The sequence below is a fragment of the Kribbella speibonae genome, assembly GCF_004331375.1.
Taxonomy (GTDB): domain Bacteria; phylum Actinomycetota; class Actinomycetes; order Propionibacteriales; family Kribbellaceae; genus Kribbella; species Kribbella sindirgiensis.
The window spans coordinates 782,372-800,616 of record NZ_SJKC01000002.1 but is presented as its reverse complement, the minus strand read 5'-3'; the positions used below and the strand labels follow the sequence as shown (position 1 = coordinate 800,616).

Annotated in this window: 14 protein-coding genes; 6 read left to right on the top strand and 8 right to left on the bottom strand. The window is 67.5% G+C overall.

All coding sequences use genetic code 11. The features are described from left to right. Window positions 1-6: 6 nt before the first annotated feature. The gene (locus tag E0H92_RS17125) at window positions 7-903 is read left to right on the top strand and encodes a diacylglycerol/lipid kinase family protein (protein WP_238152762.1); all 897 of its coding nucleotides are present in this window, start codon (window positions 7-9) and stop codon (window positions 901-903) included. Here the strand turns inward: E0H92_RS17125 and sigJ are convergent. Continuing rightward, the gene (sigJ, locus tag E0H92_RS17120; protein WP_131462651.1) at window positions 877-1,734 is read right to left on the bottom strand and encodes an RNA polymerase sigma factor SigJ; all 858 of its coding nucleotides are present in this window, start codon (window positions 1,732-1,734) and stop codon (window positions 877-879) included. The two genes, E0H92_RS17125 and sigJ, sit on opposite strands and share 27 nt — an antisense overlap. Before the next feature lie 78 nt (window positions 1,735-1,812). Between sigJ and E0H92_RS17115 the strand changes: the two genes are divergently transcribed. Beyond that, window positions 1,813-2,187, top strand: a complete 375-nt coding sequence (locus tag E0H92_RS17115; protein ID WP_131462652.1) for a DoxX family protein — start codon at window positions 1,813-1,815, stop codon at window positions 2,185-2,187. A 3-nt stretch (window positions 2,188-2,190) separates the two neighbouring features. Here the strand turns inward: E0H92_RS17115 and E0H92_RS17110 are convergent, their stop codons facing one another. The 6 genes from E0H92_RS17110 to E0H92_RS17085 all read right to left on the bottom strand — a co-directional run bounded on the left by E0H92_RS17110 (window position 2,191) and on the right by E0H92_RS17085 (window position 12,748). Further along, window positions 2,191-4,332, bottom strand: a complete 2,142-nt coding sequence (locus tag E0H92_RS17110) for a M1 family aminopeptidase (RefSeq protein ID WP_131496915.1) — start codon at window positions 4,330-4,332, stop codon at window positions 2,191-2,193. A 77-nt stretch (window positions 4,333-4,409) separates the two neighbouring features. Next, window positions 4,410-10,043: a pullulanase-type alpha-1,6-glucosidase gene (gene pulA / locus E0H92_RS17105; RefSeq protein ID WP_238173467.1), complete on the bottom strand. Its 5,634-nt coding sequence runs from the start codon at window positions 10,041-10,043 to the stop codon at window positions 4,410-4,412. 93 nt (window positions 10,044-10,136) lie between these two features. Beyond that, window positions 10,137-10,859: an SIR2 family NAD-dependent protein deacylase gene (locus tag E0H92_RS17100; protein ID WP_131496913.1), complete on the bottom strand. Its 723-nt coding sequence runs from the start codon at window positions 10,857-10,859 to the stop codon at window positions 10,137-10,139. Beyond that, window positions 10,856-11,410, bottom strand: a complete 555-nt coding sequence (locus E0H92_RS17095; RefSeq protein ID WP_131496912.1) for a GNAT family N-acetyltransferase — start codon at window positions 11,408-11,410, stop codon at window positions 10,856-10,858. Before E0H92_RS17095 ends, E0H92_RS17100 begins: the two co-directional genes overlap by 4 nt. 13 nt (window positions 11,411-11,423) lie before the next feature. Then, window positions 11,424-11,636, bottom strand: a complete 213-nt coding sequence (locus E0H92_RS17090; protein WP_131288911.1) for a sulfurtransferase TusA family protein — start codon at window positions 11,634-11,636, stop codon at window positions 11,424-11,426. After that, complete coding sequence (locus E0H92_RS17085) at window positions 11,633-12,748, bottom strand: cysteine desulfurase family protein (RefSeq protein WP_202873669.1); 1,116 nt, start codon at window positions 12,746-12,748, stop codon at window positions 11,633-11,635. Before E0H92_RS17085 ends, E0H92_RS17090 begins: the two co-directional genes overlap by 4 nt. Window positions 12,749-12,842: 94 nt before the next feature. On the opposite strand from E0H92_RS17085, the gene ctaC reads away from it, so the two are divergent. The 4 genes from ctaC (at window position 12,843) to E0H92_RS17065 (ending at window position 17,349) form a co-directional block, all read left to right on the top strand. Next, a complete protein-coding gene (ctaC, locus tag E0H92_RS17080; protein ID WP_131496911.1) occupies window positions 12,843-13,727 on the top strand; it encodes an aa3-type cytochrome oxidase subunit II in 885 nt (294 codons plus the stop codon). Between the two features lie 26 nt (window positions 13,728-13,753). Further along, complete coding sequence (gene ctaD / locus E0H92_RS17075) at window positions 13,754-15,508, top strand: aa3-type cytochrome oxidase subunit I (RefSeq protein ID WP_476737463.1); 1,755 nt, start codon at window positions 13,754-13,756, stop codon at window positions 15,506-15,508. Continuing rightward, window positions 15,505-15,900 carry a cytochrome c oxidase subunit 4 gene (locus tag E0H92_RS17070; RefSeq protein ID WP_131288905.1) on the top strand — a complete coding sequence of 132 codons (396 nt, stop codon included), beginning with the start codon at window positions 15,505-15,507 and terminating at the stop codon, window positions 15,898-15,900. Before ctaD ends, E0H92_RS17070 begins: the two co-directional genes overlap by 4 nt. Before the next feature lie 198 nt (window positions 15,901-16,098). After that, window positions 16,099-17,349 (top strand): L,D-transpeptidase, encoded by a 1,251-nt coding sequence (locus tag E0H92_RS17065; RefSeq protein ID WP_238173466.1) that lies wholly within the window; start codon window positions 16,099-16,101, stop codon window positions 17,347-17,349. Window positions 17,350-17,407: 58 nt separating this feature from the next. On the opposite strand, the gene E0H92_RS17060 is transcribed toward E0H92_RS17065, so the two are convergent. Continuing rightward, the gene (locus E0H92_RS17060; RefSeq protein ID WP_131496908.1) at window positions 17,408-18,229 is read right to left on the bottom strand and encodes an alpha/beta fold hydrolase; all 822 of its coding nucleotides are present in this window, start codon (window positions 18,227-18,229) and stop codon (window positions 17,408-17,410) included. Window positions 18,230-18,245: the final 16 nt, after the last annotated feature.

Sequence of the window (18,245 nt, the reverse complement as noted above, 5' to 3'; positions counted from 1 at the left end):
TATCAGGTGAGTTCTGCCAGGCGGGCAGCCGTGATCGTGAACCCGGTGAAGGTCGACGGCGACAACTTCCGCCGTACTGTCGAGAAGGCGCTCTCCGCGCGAGGGTTCGCGGATCCACTGTGGCTGGAGACCACCGAAGACGACGCCGGCGTGACGATGGCGCGGCGCGCGATCGACGACGCGGTCGGCCTGGTGCTGATCGCCGGCGGCGACGGGACCGTGCGCGTGGTGTGCGCCGAGCTCGCCGGGACTGATGTACCGGCGGCGGTCCTGCCGGCCGGGACCGGGAACCTGCTCGCTCGCAACCTCGGGATCTCGCTCGACCTCGACACCGCGCTGGCCGAGGTGCTCGACGGCTCGGACCGGCGGATCGACAGCGTGCAGGTCGAGGGCGACGACCTGCCGTCCGACCGCTTCGTGGTGATGGCGGGACTCGGGCTGGATGCCGCGATCATCGCGGATGCCCCCGACGATCTGAAGAAGCGGGCCGGCTGGGCGGCGTACGTCGTGTCCACGCTGCGAAACCTGAACCACCCGGTCGTCCGGGTCGAGATCACGGTCGACGACCGGCCCGCCGTACGCCGTCGCGCGCGGACCGTGGTGCTGGGCAACGTCGGCACGCTGCAGGCGAACATCCCGCTGCTGCCGGACGCGAGGCCCGACGACGGCCGGATCGACGCGGTGGTCCTGATGCCGCGCCGGATCAGCCACTGGCCGCGGCTGGTGCTCGGGCTCGTGGTGAAGTCCTGGCGTGAGGAGCACCTGGAGCGCTTCACCGGTCGTCGTATTCAGGTCAAGGCCGAGCGGACGGTCCAACGTCAGCTCGATGGCGATGCCGTCTCCGATGGCACGTCGTTGACCGCGGAGGTCGACGCGTCAGCTCTCGTCGTCCGCGTGCCCTGACGGCTGCAGGTGGGTCAGTTTGTCGGGGTTCACGATGCCGTGGATCGCGGTGATCCGGCCTTCTGCGATCGTGAACGACCAGACCGCGACGGTGTGGTTCGACCGGTCGTGGATCCGCAGCGCGGGCTGTCCGCCGACATGCACCGGCTCGGTGGTCAGCCCGCGGAACTTGCCGAAAGCGCCGACGAGCATCCGGGCCACGTTGGCCGCGCCGTGTACCGGCCGCGGGAAGCCGCCCTTGCCGCCACCGTCGCCGGTGAAGGTCGCGTCCGGGGTGAGTACGGCGACGAGCGCATCGAGCTCACCGTCCTCGGCGGCCGCGACGAACCGCCGGACCAGCTCGTCGCGTTCCTGTGGGGACGGGTCGAAGCGCGGTCGATTGTCGGCAATCCGACGGCGGGCGCGGACGGCCAGCTGGCGGCAGTTGGCCGGGGTCTTGCCGAGGATGCCGGCGAGATCGTCGTACGAGTAGCCGAACACGTCACCGAGCAGGAACACGGCGCGCTGGTCCGGAGTGAGTCGTTCGAGGACGACCAGGAACGCGGTGGACAGCGAGTCCGAGAGCGCGGCACGGTCCGCGAGATCGACGTACTCGTCGACGGCCGGTTCCGGCAGCCACGGTCCGAAGTACTCCTCCCGCTGCCGCCGCGCCGACCGCAGCTGGTCGATCGCCAGGCGGGTCGTCACCGTGGTCAGGAACGCCTTCGGTGACGTGACCTCAGGCTCCCGATGCAACCGCAGGTACGCCTCCTGGACGACGTCCTCCGCGTCCCCGAACGTGCCCAGCATCCGGTACGCGATCGACAGCAACAGCGGCCTGAGTTCCTCCATCACACCAATCACAGACGATCGAGGGCGCCTCCCAGTGACAGTGTCACAAGTTTGATTGTCCGATCGTCTGCAATCCACATGAATACGATCACCTGGATCTTCACCGGCGTACTGGCGGTGGTCTTCACGATCTCCGGCGCCGCCAAGTCGACGATGTCCCGCGACCGGCTGATCAGAACCGGGCAGACGGGTATCGCGCCGTTCCCGATGCCGCTGGTCCGCCTCGTAGCGGTCTGCGAGCTCCTGGCGGTGGCGGGCCTGTTCGCGCCGTGGCTGACCGATACCGCCCGCGTCCTCACACCCCTCGCGGCGGTGGGGCTGTGCGTCGTCATGATCGGCGCCGCGACATCCCACTCCTCGCTGCGCGAGCCCGGCTCGACCGCCGCCAACACCATCCTTCTGGCGCTGGCGGCGTTCGTAGCGGCAGCCCGGTTCGCCGGGCTCCAGTCGTGATGTCTAGCGCCGCAGCTGTCCGCTCCTGGCTCGTTCGAGCAGACTCCCGGCGGCCGCCGGCGTGGTCGTCGCCTGTTTGGCGGCGGCCGTCGACGTGGCGAGCACCGGCTTGGTCGTGGAGAAGAGCCAGGTCTGGAACAGGCCGTCCAGCTGCTGCCCGGAGATCCTCTCGGCGAGAGCGATGAACTGCCCGGTCGTGACGTTGCTGTTGCGGTAGTTCTTCGCCCAGGTCCGCAGGATCGTGAAGAAGTCCGCGTCCCCAACGGCGAGCCGCAGCTGGTGCAGGGTCATCGCGCCGCGGGCGTAGACCGCGAAGTCGAACAGGGCGTCCGGCCCGGGGTCGCCGATCGCCAGCGTCCAGAACGGATCGTCGGCCGGGAACAGGTTGTAGAAGAAGTCGAAGACCTCCTGCGCGGTCCCCAGCCCTTCACGGTCGCTCCAGAGCCATTCGGCGTACGTCGCGAACCCTTCGTTCAGCCAGATGTGCTGCCAGCGTTGCACCGCGAGGCTGTCGCCGAACCACTGGTGCGCGAGCTCGTGCACGATCACGTTCTGGCCGTTGATCGTGTCGGTGAAGAAGTCCTTGGCGTAGATCGGCCGCGTCTGGTTCTCCAGTGCGAATCCCAGGCCGTCGACGTCGTCGACGATGCCACCGGAGGCCGCGAACGGATACCGGCCGAACGTACTGGACAGGAACCCGACGATCTCGCTCTGCCGGGCGAAGGAGGCCTCGACGACCTCTCCGGTGGTCGGTGGCGCGTCCGCGGCCGTGCCGGCGATCCAGTCGTTCGGGTTCGGTGCGCTGCCGGCCGGCGGACCCGGTACGGACCAGCCGTCGAACGGATCGGCGTCGGCCTCGAACGACGTCGTACCCTCGCCGGTCGAGACGACGACGTCGTCCACGACGACACCCGGAAGCTGGACCAGGTCATCGCTGGCGTACGTGATCGACACCTCGACGCTCGCGCCCGCGTAGGCGGACAGGTCGACCTTCCACTGCTCGTACCCGTTGCTGCTGCCGCTGGCTCCCCACCACGAGCCGCTCGACCCGGTCGGCGTGCACGTCCCGTCAGCCTGAGCCGTCTGGTAGTGCGTGAGGAACGGATGCAGGTCGAGCCAGAACGGACAGACCGGTCCGGTGTCCTGACTGGTGTGGCCGTTCACGTCGGGCAGCGTGGTCCAGTTGTCCTGGCCGACCGTGTGCGCCTCGACGAACACGTGGTCCCAGCCCGGCTCGGTGTTGCGATTGATCCAGAACGACAGGTCCGCGCCGGCCGCCGGCACGCTGACGGTCCGGGCCAGCCGCTTGTACGACGGCTCGTCCGTGTCCACGCGCAGGGACAGGGCGTACTGCTGCCCGGTCCGCGGTACAGCCTCGGTGAACAGGTCGGGATCGAACGCGTCCCAGTAGCGGATTCCTTGACGCTGGTAGGCACGTACGTCGAACTGCCCGATCGTCGCGGTGGCCAGGTAGGACGCCATCGGTTCCTTGGCATCCCAGGTCCAGGTGGTCCAGCCGCGGCTGGTTCGTCGGCCCGTCAGGATGCCGTTCGCGATCGCTTCGAGCCCGGCCGGCACCGTGACCTTGAAGGTGTACGCCGCCTTGTCGCTCGGATGGTCGTTCACCGGGTACCAGGTGTCGGCCACATGCGGCTCGCCGATCACGTCCGCGCCGTCGTCGGTGTGGATGAACCCGCTGCCGTCACCGAGGGTCTGCGGTACGCCGTCGTACCGGATCACCGTGGTGAAGTTCTTCGCCTTGGGCAACCCGGACCGCGGCTTCACGGTGAGTTCGTCGGCGGTCCGCGACCAGTCCGCCGCCCGTCCGTTCACGCTGACGGATCGAACCGTCAGCCCCTGCAGGTCCAGGTTGAAGCGGGACAGGTTCTGGGTGGCGCGGGCGTTGATCGTGGCGACACCGGTGAGCCGGTCGGTCGCCGGGACGTACTTCACGTCCAGGAAGTAGTGCTGGACGTCGTACCCGCCGTTCCCGTCGGTGCCGAAGTACGGATCGCCGGCACCGGGCGCTCCCGGCGAGAACTGTGCGGTGTGATCGGACGCAGGTGCGGTGCCCGTCCCCAGACCGAGGCTCAGCATCGTGACGAGTGCTCCGGACAGCAGCACGCTCGCTCGTCGGAACATCATTCCCCCTCCGCTGCGCTGTGCAATTGGTCATCTTCGAACCTAGGAAGCACAACGCAGGGAGGGAAGGGCTCGGACCCCTAGGTCTGGACCAGTACGGCGACCGTCCGCGGCGGCACGGCGACCGTGCCGGTGGACGCGGTCCAGGTCGTCTGCTTGACCACCGGATCCGATCCAGCTGCCTGAACGGCGGACAGGCTCAAGTTGGCGCCGGTCAGACCGGGAACCTGCTGGGTCACGGTGGAGCCGGTGGAGTTGAAGACGACAACGAGGCCCTTCAGCGCCGGGTCGACATCCGGGCCGACGGTGTCGTCGACGCGCATCGTGATGACGCCCGGCGTCGTACCGCTCAGCGGGAAGCTCAGTTTCTGGTTGATGAGCGCGGCCGATCCGAGCCGGAACAGGGGAGTGGAGAATCGCAGCTTCAGCAGATCGGCGGCTGCCGCGGAGGCCGACGTCACATCGGTTGCCGACGGCTTGAGGGCTGGGTTGGCGAGGAGTGGTTTCATGTACGGCCACTTGGCCTCGTTGTCGGGTTTCGGTGGTAGGCCGTGGCCGAAGCCGTTGTCGGCGCCGGTCCAGTCGAGCGTGTTGAACCAGTCACCGGAGTCGTACGAGTTGCGGTCCAGCGACTTGCTCCGCAGCATGTCGGCGCCGGCGTGCCAGAACGACGGCGTCTGCGCGAGCGCGGTCGTTGCCAGTGACAACGTGTTCATCCGGATCCGGTCCGGCATCGGCCGGTTCGCCGGCAGCTTGTACGTCAGCGTGTCCCACAACGTTTCGTTGTCGTGGGCATCGACGTACGTGATCACCTCGTCCGGCTGGTCGGCGTACCCGGCCGGTGCGCCGTTGTAGTCGACCTGGTCGCCGCGGACGGCCGAACCTGACTCGGCCGAGGTGAAGGTGAACGAGCGCAGATTGCCGGCCAGCCCGAGCTGCACCAGGTCTGTGTCGTGGGCGAGCCGCTTCGCGCGCTCGGCCGGCGTACCGTTCACCGGGTCGCCGTTCGGGTCGCTCGCCGTGCCGGAACCGAAGCCCTGGATCCGCGGGTTGTCGTCGAACGGCCCGCCGCCCCGGACCGCGTCCCGCAGCCGGTCGGAGAACGTGCCGATCCCGGTCCCGCCGAGATTGCCCTGCCGGGCCTGGACGAACAGCGCGTCGTTGGCGACCTCGCCGAAGTTCCAGCCCTCGCCGTACAGGTAGATCGACTTGCCGTCGACGCCGTCCTTGCCGAGCGTGAGCTTGTCCAGCGCGGCGCGGACCTTGAGCATGTTCGCCTTGCTGTGGTGGCCCATCAGGTCGAACCGGAACCCGTCCACGTGGTAGTTGCGCGCCCAGCTCACCGTGCCGTCGACCATGATCTTCTCGGCCATCGCGTGCTCGGTCGCGATGTTGCTGCAGCAGGTCGAGGTCTCGACCTTCCCGGTGGCGTTGAGCCGCTGGTAGTACCCGGGCACGATCCGGTCCAGCACCGACGTCGGTGCCTGACCCGCGGCCGGGGTGTGGTTGAAGACCTGGTCGAGGACGACGCGCAGCCCGGACTTGTGCAGACCGCCGACCATCGTGCGGAACTCCGCGACACGGGCCAGGCCGTCCCGGGCGGTCGCGTACGACCCCTCCGGCGCGAGCCAGTGGAACGGGTCGTAGCCCCAGTTGAACCCGTCCTTCGCAGCTACTGCTGTCACGCAGGCCTGCTGCTGTTCGGAATCGGCCGGCAGCGACTTGAGATCGCAGGCAGGCGTCTGCTGCCCGGTCTCGGGGATTGATGCAATGTCGAATGTCGGCAATAGGTGCACGGTGTTGAGCCCGGCTGCCTTGAGCGTTCGCAGGTGCTTGGTCCCGTCACCTTCGTCGGCGAAGGCCAGGTAGGTACCGCGGTGCGCGGCCGGGACCGTGGTGTCGTTGATCGAGAAGTCCCGGACGTGCAGCTCGTAAATGGTCGAGTCGACGCCTCGTGCGAGCTTCGGCGATGGGGTGGTGGACCAGAGCGCCGGCTTGCCCGCCGGGTCGTTCAGGTCGGCGGCCACGGAGTAGGCCGAGTCTGTGGTCAAGGCGACCGAGTACGGGTCGGTGACGACGTTCGTCTCGACCTTGCCGGTGCTGGGCGCGTACACCGTCACCTGGAAGCGGTACGACGCGTTCTTCCACGACCGTCGTCCGCTGACCGACCACGAACCGTCGCCGTTTGTGTGCATGGGGATTGTCGACGATCCGATCATCAACCGCACGTCCTGGGCAGTCGGAGCCCAGAGCGTGAAGGTCGGTTTGCCGCCCTGCCAGGTGACGCCGTACGAGCGGTTGGCAGCGCCGCTGTAGACGTCGTCGAGTACGCCGGGGATCTGTACGCCGGTCGCGTCCAGCAGTCGTCCGGCGTCGTCGTACTGCGCGAGACCGAGCTGACCGGTGAGGATCTTGCGAACGTCCGCATGGTCGAGCCGGAGCGTCGTGTACCCCGGCTTCACCTCGGCGGAGTCGTAGCGCAGTGCGGCGGACGAGCCGCCGATGTCGTTGGCGTCGATCTTCAGCGAGCCGGTGTCCGACCAGTGCAGCCGCCACCGGTACCGCTCCGCGTGGTCGACCGCGGGTACGGCGAGGGTGGTGCGGTTGACCCAGTACGCCTTCGCCTGGCTCAGGTCCGGCTGTGCACCGGGCTTGGCCGTCGTCACCGTGAACTGGTGGGTCGCGAGCACGTACGAGAACGTGACAACCAGCCCGTCCGACGGCACCGCGACCGGGACGTTCTGAGCCGGGTAGCTCTCGTCCCAGGACAGGTTGTGCGCCACCTTCGCCTCATAGTTGCCCGCCTTCAGCTCGCTGGTGGACCACGTGTAGGTCCCGTCGCCGTCCTCGTCGGTCAACCAGGGTCGCATGCAGGAGGGATCCCAGTCGGTCGGACAGCCCAGCTCGGTCTGGAACGACCCAGGCGCCGTGATGATCGGCCCCTGCGCGCTGGACGTCACGTAGTGCCGCCCGTGCTCGTAGTAGAAGGTGACTGGTCCGCTGGGGCCGGTGTAGGAGATGTTCGCGCCGTTCGCGACACCGCCGGCGCCGTAGTTCTCGTCCCAGGTCTTGTTGATGGCGGCCTTGTAGGCGTGCTCACCGGCCAGGCCCGTGAACGTGCCCTTCCAGACCTTGTCCTTGGCGTCCAGTGTCAGCTGGGCCTGCTCACAGTCCGGCGACCAGTCCGCGGGGCAGCCCATCTCGCTGTTGTGATCGCCCGGGACAGACACGTTGGCCGGCTGTACGACGGGTCCTGTTCCGCCACCGCCGCCACCCGGTGCAGCAGCGTCGCCAACCACGCCGTACGACCCGGACACCGAGTAGTTGCCCGAGGCATCCCGCAGTACGGCGCGGTACTCGAGCAGTGTGCCCTTGGCCAGCCCCGAGACGTCGTGGAAGACGCGGTACGGCGCGTTGTCGTCGGCACCGAGCCGCTGCCACGCCGTCGTACCCACAGGTCGGTAGCCGAACGTCACGGTCACCGGTGTGTTCGCGGGGACGGCCGCAGCGATCTCAGCACGCCCACCGACCGTGGCACCGGCTTCTGGTGAGCTCATGTAGACACTGGGCGCCTTGGCGCGGGGCGGGACCTTGGTCTGCGCCTGGTACACCGTCACGGACAGAGGAGCCTGGCTCACGGCCACCCTGCCCTCACGGTCGGTCCTCAGCGTCTTGGAGCCGCCGTACACCGGTTTGAGCCACGTGTTCGGTCCGTACGTCGCCACCGTCGCAGCGGCCGCTGTCTTCGTGTTGTTCGCGACCACCAAGTACTCGACGTTGTCGCTGCCGAGTCGACTGAACGCGTACAGGCCGTTGGACTTGGACGCGTACCGGTGCACCTGTCGCCCGTCGGACAGGGCCGGGTACTTGGCGCGCAGCTTCGCCAGCTCCGCGATGTGCTTGTACATCGGCGAGTTGACGTCGTACCGGTCCTTCTTGCCGATCGTCGTCGTACCGCTGCCGTCGACGACCTCGTCGTCCGCGTACTCGTCGGTCTGGGTCGCGAACATGTCCTGCCGCGCGTCCTTGTCACCACCCGGGCCAGTGAAGCCCTGCTCGTCGCCGTAGTAGATGACGGGCTGGCCGCGGGTCAGGTACATCAGCGAGTGCGCCAGCTGGTCCCGGGCGAGCAGGTCCTGACCCGCCGCACCGCCCTGCTTCAGGAACGTGCCGACGCGCCCCATGTCGTGGTTGCCGAGGAACGTCGGCAGCTCGTACGCGTTCGAGTCCGTGTCGGTGTAGTAGTCGTCGTCGGCGTAGAAGTCCTGCAGCTTCGTACTGGGGTCGCCCTTCGCGTACGCGACCGCGCTCTGCTGGAACCCGAAGTCGAGCGTCGCCTGCAGCGCGCCCTTGGTGGTGTACGTCGACATGAACTGCGGGTTCGCGTCGAAGACCTCGCCGAACATGAAGAAGTTCTTCGTGCCGGCGTCCTTCGCCGCCGCCAGGATCGCGGGCGAGAACTTCTGCCAGAACTCGAGGTTCACGTGCTTCACGGTGTCGATCCGGAACCCGTCGATCCCGAGCTCGGCCCACGTCTTGTAGACGTCGATCATCCCGTCCCGGACCTTCGGCTGCTCGGTGAACAGGTCGTCCAGCCCGACGAAGTCGCCGTACTCCGCGCTCTCGCCGGCGAACGTCGAGTCGCCGCGGTTGTGGTACAGCGTCGGGTCGTTCAGCCAGGCCGGCACCTTCAGGTTCGCGTCGGCCGGGGTCCGGAAGACCGGGACGTTCGGGAACGACGTACTCGCGTCCAGCTGCGGGAACGTGTCGCCGCCGGCGTACTGCTTGTCGTCGAACACGTTGCCCTGGGCATCCTTGTACGGCGACGTGGACTTCGGGATGTAGCCGTACTGGCCGGACTGGTAGTCGATCACGTCCGCGGTGTGGTTGGTGATGATGTCGAAGAAGACCTTCATGCCCTTGCGGTGCGCGAGGTCGATCAGCCGCTGCATGTCGGCGTTGGTGCCCAGGTGCGGATCGATCTGGGTGAAGTCGGTGATCCAGTACCCGTGGTACCCGGCGCTCGCGTTGGCGCCCGCGCCCTGCACCGGCTGGTTCTTGAACGACGGGGTCAGCCAGATCGACGTCGTACCGAGGGACTTGATGTAGTCGAGCTTCTGGATCACTCCGGCCAGGTCGCCGCCGTGGTAGAAGCCCTTGTCCTTCGGGTCCAGCCCGGTCTGCAGCCGGTCACCGCTGAGTCCGCCGGCGTCGTTCGACGTGTCGCCGTTCGCGAACCGGTCCGCCATCAGGAAGTAGAAGCGTTCCTTGGTGAGGTCCGGGCGCAGGCTCTGCGTCGCGAGCGCCTTGTCCGCGGCCGTCACCGCCGGACCGGCGAGATCCACCGGCGTCACAGTGACAACGTGACTAGTGTCGTTGTAACTGAACTGGAGCTTCGCGGGACCTTCGATCCGCAACGGGATGTTGGTGCCGTTCAGCACACCGCCGGCACCGTAGTTCTCGTCCCAGCTCTTGTTGACCGTGACCTTGAACTCGTACGACCCCGCCGGCACGTCGAACACCTTGGTGTACGGCGCACTCGCCCCGAGACTGGTCGCGTCGCACCCCGGATCCCAGTCACCCGCGCACCCCAGCTCGCTCTGCAACGAGCCCGCGACGGTGATCACCCGATCCGCCGCCACCTGAGCCGGAGCCGGTGCCGCCGTACCCAACCCGAGTACGACCACCGCGGCCGCGGTCAATCCTGCAGTCAAACGCCTGAACCCGCGCATCACGTGCCCCTCCCCACCGACTCACCCTGCCGGGGACGCTAGCCGCCACCTTTTACCCTGAGGAGGCCTCAAAAGTCACGGTAAGGTCACGAGGTCCGGCAGCGTGGTCTCGATCGGAGTGCGCAGCACAGTGGTCGCCTGCTCGTCGTACGGCGTCGGTTGTGCGTTCAGGATGACCAGAGGCTTTCCGGCGTTCAGTGCGAGGTCGCAGAGACCAGCGGCCGGGTAGACCTGCAGGGAGGTGCCGATGGCCAGGAAGAGGTCGGCTGAGTCGGTGGCCGCAACAGCTCGGTCCAGCACAGCCCGGTCCAGGGACTGGCCGAACGAGACGGTCGCGGACTTCAGGATGCCGCCGCACACCTCGCAGGCCGGGTCCTCGTCGCCTGACTCGAGTCGGGGGAGTACGTCGGCCATGGGGATCCGGCGCTCGCACTGGAGGCAGTCGACGTACCAGACCGTGCCGTGCAGCTCGTGGACCAGCTCCGACGACGAGCCGGCCTTCTGGTGCAGTCCGTCGACGTTCTGCGTGATCAGACCGGTCAGCCGGCCCTGGCGCTCCAGCTCCACCAGGGCGAGGTGACCCGGGTTCGGCTCCAGCGTCCACGCCGGCACGGCCAGCCGGTGCTTCCAGGTCGCCACCCGTACGTCGCGACTGGCGACGTACTCGTCGATGTCGAACATCGCCTCCGCCGCCGGGTTCTTCGTCCACAACCCCTGCGGCCCCCGAAAGTCAGGGATCCCCGACGCTGTCGAGATCCCGGCTCCGGTCAGGACGGCAATGCGTTCGGCCTCGATCACACCTCAGACGGTATCCATTCCGAGGCCAGCACGGACATCATGATCTCGTCGACCCATTCGCCGTCCCACAGCAGCGCGTCCCGGAACACGCCCTCGACGACGAAGCCGGCCTTCTCATAGGCGCGCTGGGCGCGGGGGTTGAACGCGTAGACGCCGAGGCTGATGCGGTGCAGGCCGAGTTGCTCGATGCCGTAGCCGACGATCAGCCGGGTCGCCTCGGTGCCGAGGCCGCGGCCCTGGCCGGACGGGCCGATCAGGATCCGGAAGTTGCAGCACTGGTTGTCCGGGTCCCAGTCGTTCAGCACGGCCTCACCGACGACGGCACCGGACGCCTTGTCGACGATGGCGAGGTCCAGCCGGTCGGTCTGGTCCTTGCGAGTCCGGTACCACGTGCGGGCCTGCTCCTCGCCGATCTCGCCGTGGCTGCCGGTCAAGCGGGCCACGTCCGGGTCGTCCATGGCCGCGGCCAACGCCTCGTAGTCGGACTCGTCCACGGGGCGCAGGATCATCAGGTCCCCGGTCAGCGTCGGTTTGTACGCGAAATCGGTCACGCGGCGCAGTGTGTCAGGAGAGCCGCCGTACGACGTACTGGTTTTCTGCGGCCGACACCAGCTCCTGGGAGCGCATCCGGCACCACGCCGGGATGTCGGTCGCTGCAGCCGGGTCGTCTGCCAGCACCGTGACCGTGTCGCCCACGGCAACGGTCGGTAGCGTCTTGGCCAGTTTGATCACTGGGAGTGGACAGAGCAGACCGCGGCAGTCCAGGTCGACGTTCACATCCCCACCTCCGCCCGGATCCGCTGCACCAGCCCTGGGAGCACAGCACAGAACCGCTGCACCTCCTCGTGGGTCGTGTCGCGCCCGAGAGAGACGCGGACGTTGCCGTGGGTCAGTACGCCCATCGCTGCCAGCACATGCGAGGGCCGGAGCGTGCTCGACGTACAGGCAGAACCACTGGAGACGGCGAAGCCCTCAGCGTCCAGTGCGGTCACCAGCGCCTCACCGTCCACGTAGAGGCAGGAGAACGTGAGGATGTGCGGCAGCCGGTCGTCCGCGTCGCCTACGACTTCCACATCAGGGATGTCGGCAGCCACGCGGCTACGTACCTCGTCGATCCAGGCCCTGTGCTGCTTGCCGAGCTCCTCAGCCTCTGCCAGCCGCGCCTGCAACGCTGCGGCCGCTGCGAGCGCGTTGGGGACGTTCGGGAAGCCGGGGGAGAGGCCGTCCTCCCGCTCGTCCATCGGCCACGCCGGTGCGATCCGCGTGCCCTTCTTCACAGCCAGCAACCCGACACCCGCCGGTCCGCCCCACTTGTGCGCGCTGGCCGCCAGCACCGACCAGCCGGCGGGCACGACGTCGTGCCCGACCGACGCGGACGCGTCAACGAACAGCGGTACGTCGCCTGCCGCCTCAGCAGCTGCCTCGATCGGCTGACGCGTCCCCACCTCGTGGTTCGCCGACTGCAGCGCAGCCACAGCCACACCAGGTCGCCGTACGGCGTCGGTGAAGGCAGGCAGCTCTACCCGCCCCAGCCTGTCCACGCCGACCTCGGCCGCCGCCTCACCAGCCGTGTGCAGTACGGCAGAGTGCTCGACCGCGCTGTGCACGATCGTTGCCCCGACCCGGCCGCGCGCGGCCCGTACCGCCGTCAGACCGGCCTGGATCGCCGCCGTACCGGAGGTGGTCAGGTACAGCTCGTCCGCCCGCACGCCGACCGCGTCCGCGAGGACCGCGCGGGCGTTGTCCAGCAGCAGTCTCGCGGTCCGGCCCTCGTGGTGCAGACGCACCGGATCGGCCCATCCGGAATCCACTGCCGACAGCAACATCTCCCGCGCCGCGGGGTGCATCGGCTCGGCCGACGCGGCGTCCAGATACGTACGCTCGCTCACACGGGAAACGCTAAGCCCTACCTATGCGCAGAGACGCGAAAGGTGTCCAGTAGTGTTTGGTCGTCAGTCTCACTTGGGAAGGGAAAGGCGCCCCGTGGGTTCGAACGGCACGCCCGGAGTGGAGGAGCGACCGGCAGGTTCTGCCGGCGCCACACGTCCGGCGAAGCGTCGCCTGCTGGTCGGCAGTGCAGTGGTGCTCGGCACCCTGCTGCTGACCGGTTGCTCGACGGCGACCACTGAGCAGTGGAAACGACTCGGTCTGCCCGAGGGCGCCACGGACCGGACCGAGGCCATCCGCAGCCTCTGGATCGGGGCGTGGATCGCCGCCCTGATCATCGGCGTGATGGTCTGGGGCCTGATCCTGTGGGTCGTGGTGCGGTACCGCAAGCGCAACGACGACGCACCCCGGCAGGTGCGGTACAACCTGCCGCTCGAGGTGCTCTACACCCTGGCCCCGTTCGCGATCATCGGTGTGCTGTTCTTCTACACCGTCGAGCACGGCAACCAGGTCACCAGGATGGACGCCAACCCGCAGCACACCGTGAACGTGGTGGGCCAGCAGTGGCAGTGGACCTTCAACTACAAGGACACCGTCGACGGGCAGCAGGGCGTCTGGGAGACCGGCACGATGGACAAGCCGGCCACCCTGTGGCTGCCGGTGAACGAGTCGGTGCACTTCGACCTGACCTCGCCGGACGTCATCCACTCGTTCTGGGTGCCGTCGTTCTACTTCAAGCTCGACGTGATCCCGGGTAAGACGAACAAGTTCGAGCTGACCCCGACCAAGACCGGTACCTTCGCCGGCAAGTGCGCCGAGCTCTGCGGGCTCTACCACAGCCGGATGGTCTTCACCGTCAAGGTGGTCGACCGCGCCGAGTACGACGCACACCTGCGCGATCTGGCCGCCAAGGGCCAGACCGGCGCCGCAACGGGTGGCGCCGACGCCACCACCATTCCCGGTACAGGGGGCGAGAAGTGACCGACTTCGCCGAGCGCACCGGCGCCATCGGTAGCACCAGCGCGCTGCCCCGGCGGCGCAGCAAGGGCGAGTTGCTGGTCAAGTACCTGACCACGACGGACCACAAGCTGATCGGGCACATGTACCTGGTCACGTCGTTCGCGTTCTTCCTGATCGGCGGCGTGATGGCGCTGCTGATCCGCGCCGAGCTGGCCAAGCCGGGCCTGCAGATCGTGAACGAAGAGGTGTACAACCAGCTCTTCACGATGCACGGCACGATCATGCTGCTGCTGTTCGCGACTCCGCTGTTCGTCGGCTTCGCGAACGAGATCATGCCGATCCAGATCGGCGCCCCCGACGTCGCGTTCCCGCGACTCAACATGTTCAGCTTCTGGCTGTTCCTGTTCGGCGGCCTGATCACGATCAGCGGCTTCTTCACCCCGGGCGGCGCGGCCGACTTCGGCTGGTTCGCCTACGCGCCGCTGTCGAACGCGGTCCGTTCGCCGGGGATCGGCGGCGACCTGTGGATCATGGGTCTGTGGATGGCCGGTCTGGGCACGATCCTGGGTGCGGTCAACTTCATCACCACGATCATCACCATGCGCGCACCCGGTATGACGATGTTCCGGATGCCGATCTTCACCTGGAACATCCTGGTCACGTCGATCCTCGTGCTGATCGCCTTCCCGATCCTGGCGGCGGCGCTGCTGGTGCTGGAGGCGGATCGAACACTCGGGGCACACGTCTTCGACGCGGCCAACGGCGGGCCAATACTCTGGCAACACCTGTTCTGGTTCTTCGGGCATCCCGAGGTGTACATCATCGCGCTGCCGTTCTTCGGCATCGTGACCGAGATCCTGCCGGTCTTCAGCCGCAAGCCGGTCTTCGGCTACATCGGCCTGGTCAGCGCGACCCTCGGTATCGCGGTCCTCTCGGTCGCGGTGTGGGCGCACCACATGTTCGTCACCGGCGCGGTGAACCTGCCGTTCTTCTCGTTCATGACGTTCCTGATCGCGGTCCCGACCGGTGTGAAGTTCTTCAACTGGATCGGCACGATCTGGGGCGGATCGGTCTCGTTCGACACCCCGATGCTCTGGTCGGTGGGCTTCCTGACCACCTTCCTCTTCGGCGGCCTGACCGGCGTCATCCTGGCGTCGCCGGCGCTCGACTATCAGCTGTCCGACTCGTACTTCGTGGTCGCGCACTTCCACTACGTCGTCTTCGGCACCGTGGTGTTCGCGATGTTCGCCGGGTTCTACTTCTGGTGGCCGAAGTTCACCGGCCGGATGCTCGACGAGCGGTTGGGCAAGCTGCACTTCTGGCTGCTGTTCATCGGCTTCCACACCACGTTCCTGGTGCAGCACTGGCTCGGTGTCGAGGGCATGCCGCGGCGCTACGCGTCGTACGGCGCCAACGAGGGCTTCACCACGCTGAACGAGGTCTCCAGCGTCGGCGCCTTCATCCTGGGCGCGTCGATGCTGCCGTTCTTCTACAACATCTACAAGTCCCGCAAGACGCCGCTCGTGGGCGTCGACGACCCGTGGGGCTGGGGACGGTCGCTGGAGTGGGCGACCAGTTCGCCCCCGCCGCGGCACAACTTCGAGAAGCTGCCCCGGATCCGTTCGGAGTCCCCGGCGTTCGACCTGCACCACGCCGACCTGGCGCTCGCGGAGTACCCGGACAACCGGGCCGGCAAGGACAACCTGCTGGACGCGGGTGAGGACCAGGGCCGGGTCGAGCACCTCGAGGAGATCGCCGACGGCACAGTCGATGGGGAGACCGAGGGGAAGGACAAGGCGTGAAGGTCGAAGCCTGGGTCTTCGGGATCCTGAGTGTGTTCGTACTCGTCGTCACGCCGATCTACTGGCTGATGTCCGAGGACCCGACCGGTACCACCGCACTGGTGATGACGTTCTTCCTGGCGCTGCTGGTGGCGTTCTACCTGAGCGTCACCGCCCGGCGGATGGACGCCCGGCCGGAGGACCGCAAGGAAGCGGAGATCGTGGAAGGGGCCGGCGAGCTCGGCTTCTTCCCGCCGTACTCCTGGTGGCCGCTGTGGTGCGCGCTGACGCTGGCGGTGGTGGTGCTCGGCATCGTCTTCGGCTGGTGGCTGTTCATCGCCGGCTGCGGCATCGGCATCGTCACGCTGAGCGGGTTCATCTTCGAGTACTACCGCGGTGACCACGCTCACTAGTTGAGAGTCGTACGAAAAACGCCGTCCGGGAACGAACCGGGCGGCGTTTTCGTGCGTCTGTTGTAGTGCGAATCAGTACGGAGCGTTGTGGACCGTACCGGAACGACGTGTGCGGATGCAGGGAAATGTCGCTGCGGCAGGTTACCCTTACCGCGGTCTGACTAAACAGGGGAGATCTGGGGAATGGTGAGCAGTTCGGTGAGGAAGCACGGCCTTGCCGTGGCGGGGATCTGCGTCCTGCTGCTGGCCGGTACGGCCTGTAGCGACACAGAGGCCGGAGGCAGCAATAGCGGCGACGGCCAGTCGACGCCCAGCACGTCCACGTCGCAGAGCAACTCGCCAGGTGCCTCCAACACACCAGGGAACTCGACGACTCCGTCGGAGACCCCGGCAGCGGCCAGCATCGCGATCGTGCCCGCCAAGGGCGCCTCGTCGGTGCAGCCGGACAAGCCGGTGACGGTGACCACCACGGCCGGCAAGCTGACCGCGGTCACGCTCAAGGACGACGACGGCGACAAGGTCACCGGCAGCTTCAACGCCGACAAGACCCAGTGGACGTCGTCGCCGCAGCTCAAGCCCGGCGCGTCGTACACGGTGAGCGGCTCGGCCGAGGGCACCGACGGCGCCACGGTGCCGATCAGCTCGACCTTCAAGACGCTGAAGGCGTCGAAGAGCCTCAAGGCCTCGGTCGTCCCGCTGAACGGTGAGACCGTCGGCGTCGCGCTGCCGATCCAGATCTTCTGGAACAACCCGGTCAAGGACCGCGCCGCGGTCGAGAAGCGGCTCTCGGTGAAGACCTCGGTCCCGGTCGACGGCAGCTGGCACTGGGTGAACAGCAAGCAGGTCAACTACCGCCCGAAGAACTACTGGCCGGCCGGCGCCAAGGTGACGGTCGACATCGGCACCCTGGGCGTCAACGCGGGTAACAACACGTGGGGCACCGCGAGCCGGACGATCGCGTTTACCATCGGCAAGTCGGTGGTCACCAACATCAACGTCAAGAAGCACACGATGGCGGTCACGATCAACGGCAAGCTGGTGCGGACCATCCCGATCACCGCCGGCAAGGACGGCTTCACCACCCGCAGCGGGGTGAAGGTGATTATGGAGAAGTACCCGGTCAAGCGGATGGACGCCGCGACGGTCGGCCTGAAGCCCGGCGACCCGGAGTACTACAACATCCCCGACGTGCGGTGGGCCCAGCGCGTCACCAGCTCCGGCGAGTTCATCCACGGCGCCCCGTGGTCGGCCGGCAGCCAGGGCAGCTCCAACGTCAGCCACGGCTGCGTCGGCATGAGCCTCAAGGACGCCCAGTGGTACTACAACCAGACCCTCCGCGGCGACCCGGTTATCGTCACCGGCACCACGCGCAAGATGGAGCCCGGTAACGGCTGGACCGACTGGAACACCACCTGGGCCGCCTACAAGGCAGGCTCCGCCCTCTCCTGACACACCAAGACGCAACAGCCTCCTCCCCGCATGCCCGCGGGCAGGAGGCTGTTGTGCTTCACCGCACTTCGTGGGCCAACGCGGCCGACAGTTCGTCCGCGTGGAGTGATGGGAGGGAGTGGTGAGTTGCGGTTTCGAGCTGTACGACGGTTGCGTCGGGGGAGAGCGTGGTGACTCGGCGGGTGAGGCGAGACGCGTTGTGGCTCTTGCTGCGGCCTGCGACGAAGACCAGGGGAGCGAGGCCCTGCAGCTGGTCGTCCGTGGGTCGTTTGGTGCGGACGAAGGGGGTCGACGGCTGCTCCGCGGCCAGGCCGGCCAGCTCCAGGACCTGAGGGTCGATCGGGAGCCCCTGCGTCTCCCAGCGCAGGAACGAGACGTTGCGCTCCCGAGACGGCCGCAGCAGGCCAGGTAGAGCCCGGAGGATGTAGGGGAGGCGCAACCCGACGTAGCAGTCCGTCGGGTCGACCAGAGCCAGGCGCTCGATGCGGTCCGGGTGCTCGATCGCATACGTGAGCGCGATCCAGGCGCCGTACGAGTGACCGCACAGCACCGCCCGTCCGACGCCGAGCCCATCGAGCGTGTTGCTCAACCAGGTGTGCAGGTCGGCTGGCGTCTTGGGCGTCCGCCCGCTGTTCGTACTGCGGCCCGCGTCGACGATCAGGTCGATCGCGTACACGCGGTACCGCTCGGCCAGCCGCGGGGCGATCGCGAACCAGACCGGTGACGTCGCCCCATGCCCCGGAAGCAGTACGACAGGCGGTCCGTCCGCGGGACCGCACGCGTTGACGTGCGTCGTACCGAACTCGTCGCTCAGCTCGAGCTGCTCGACCGGTACGTCCCAGCGGGCGAGGAGAGCGTCGTACGCGTCCTGGAAGCTCATGCTGCCGAGAATAGCT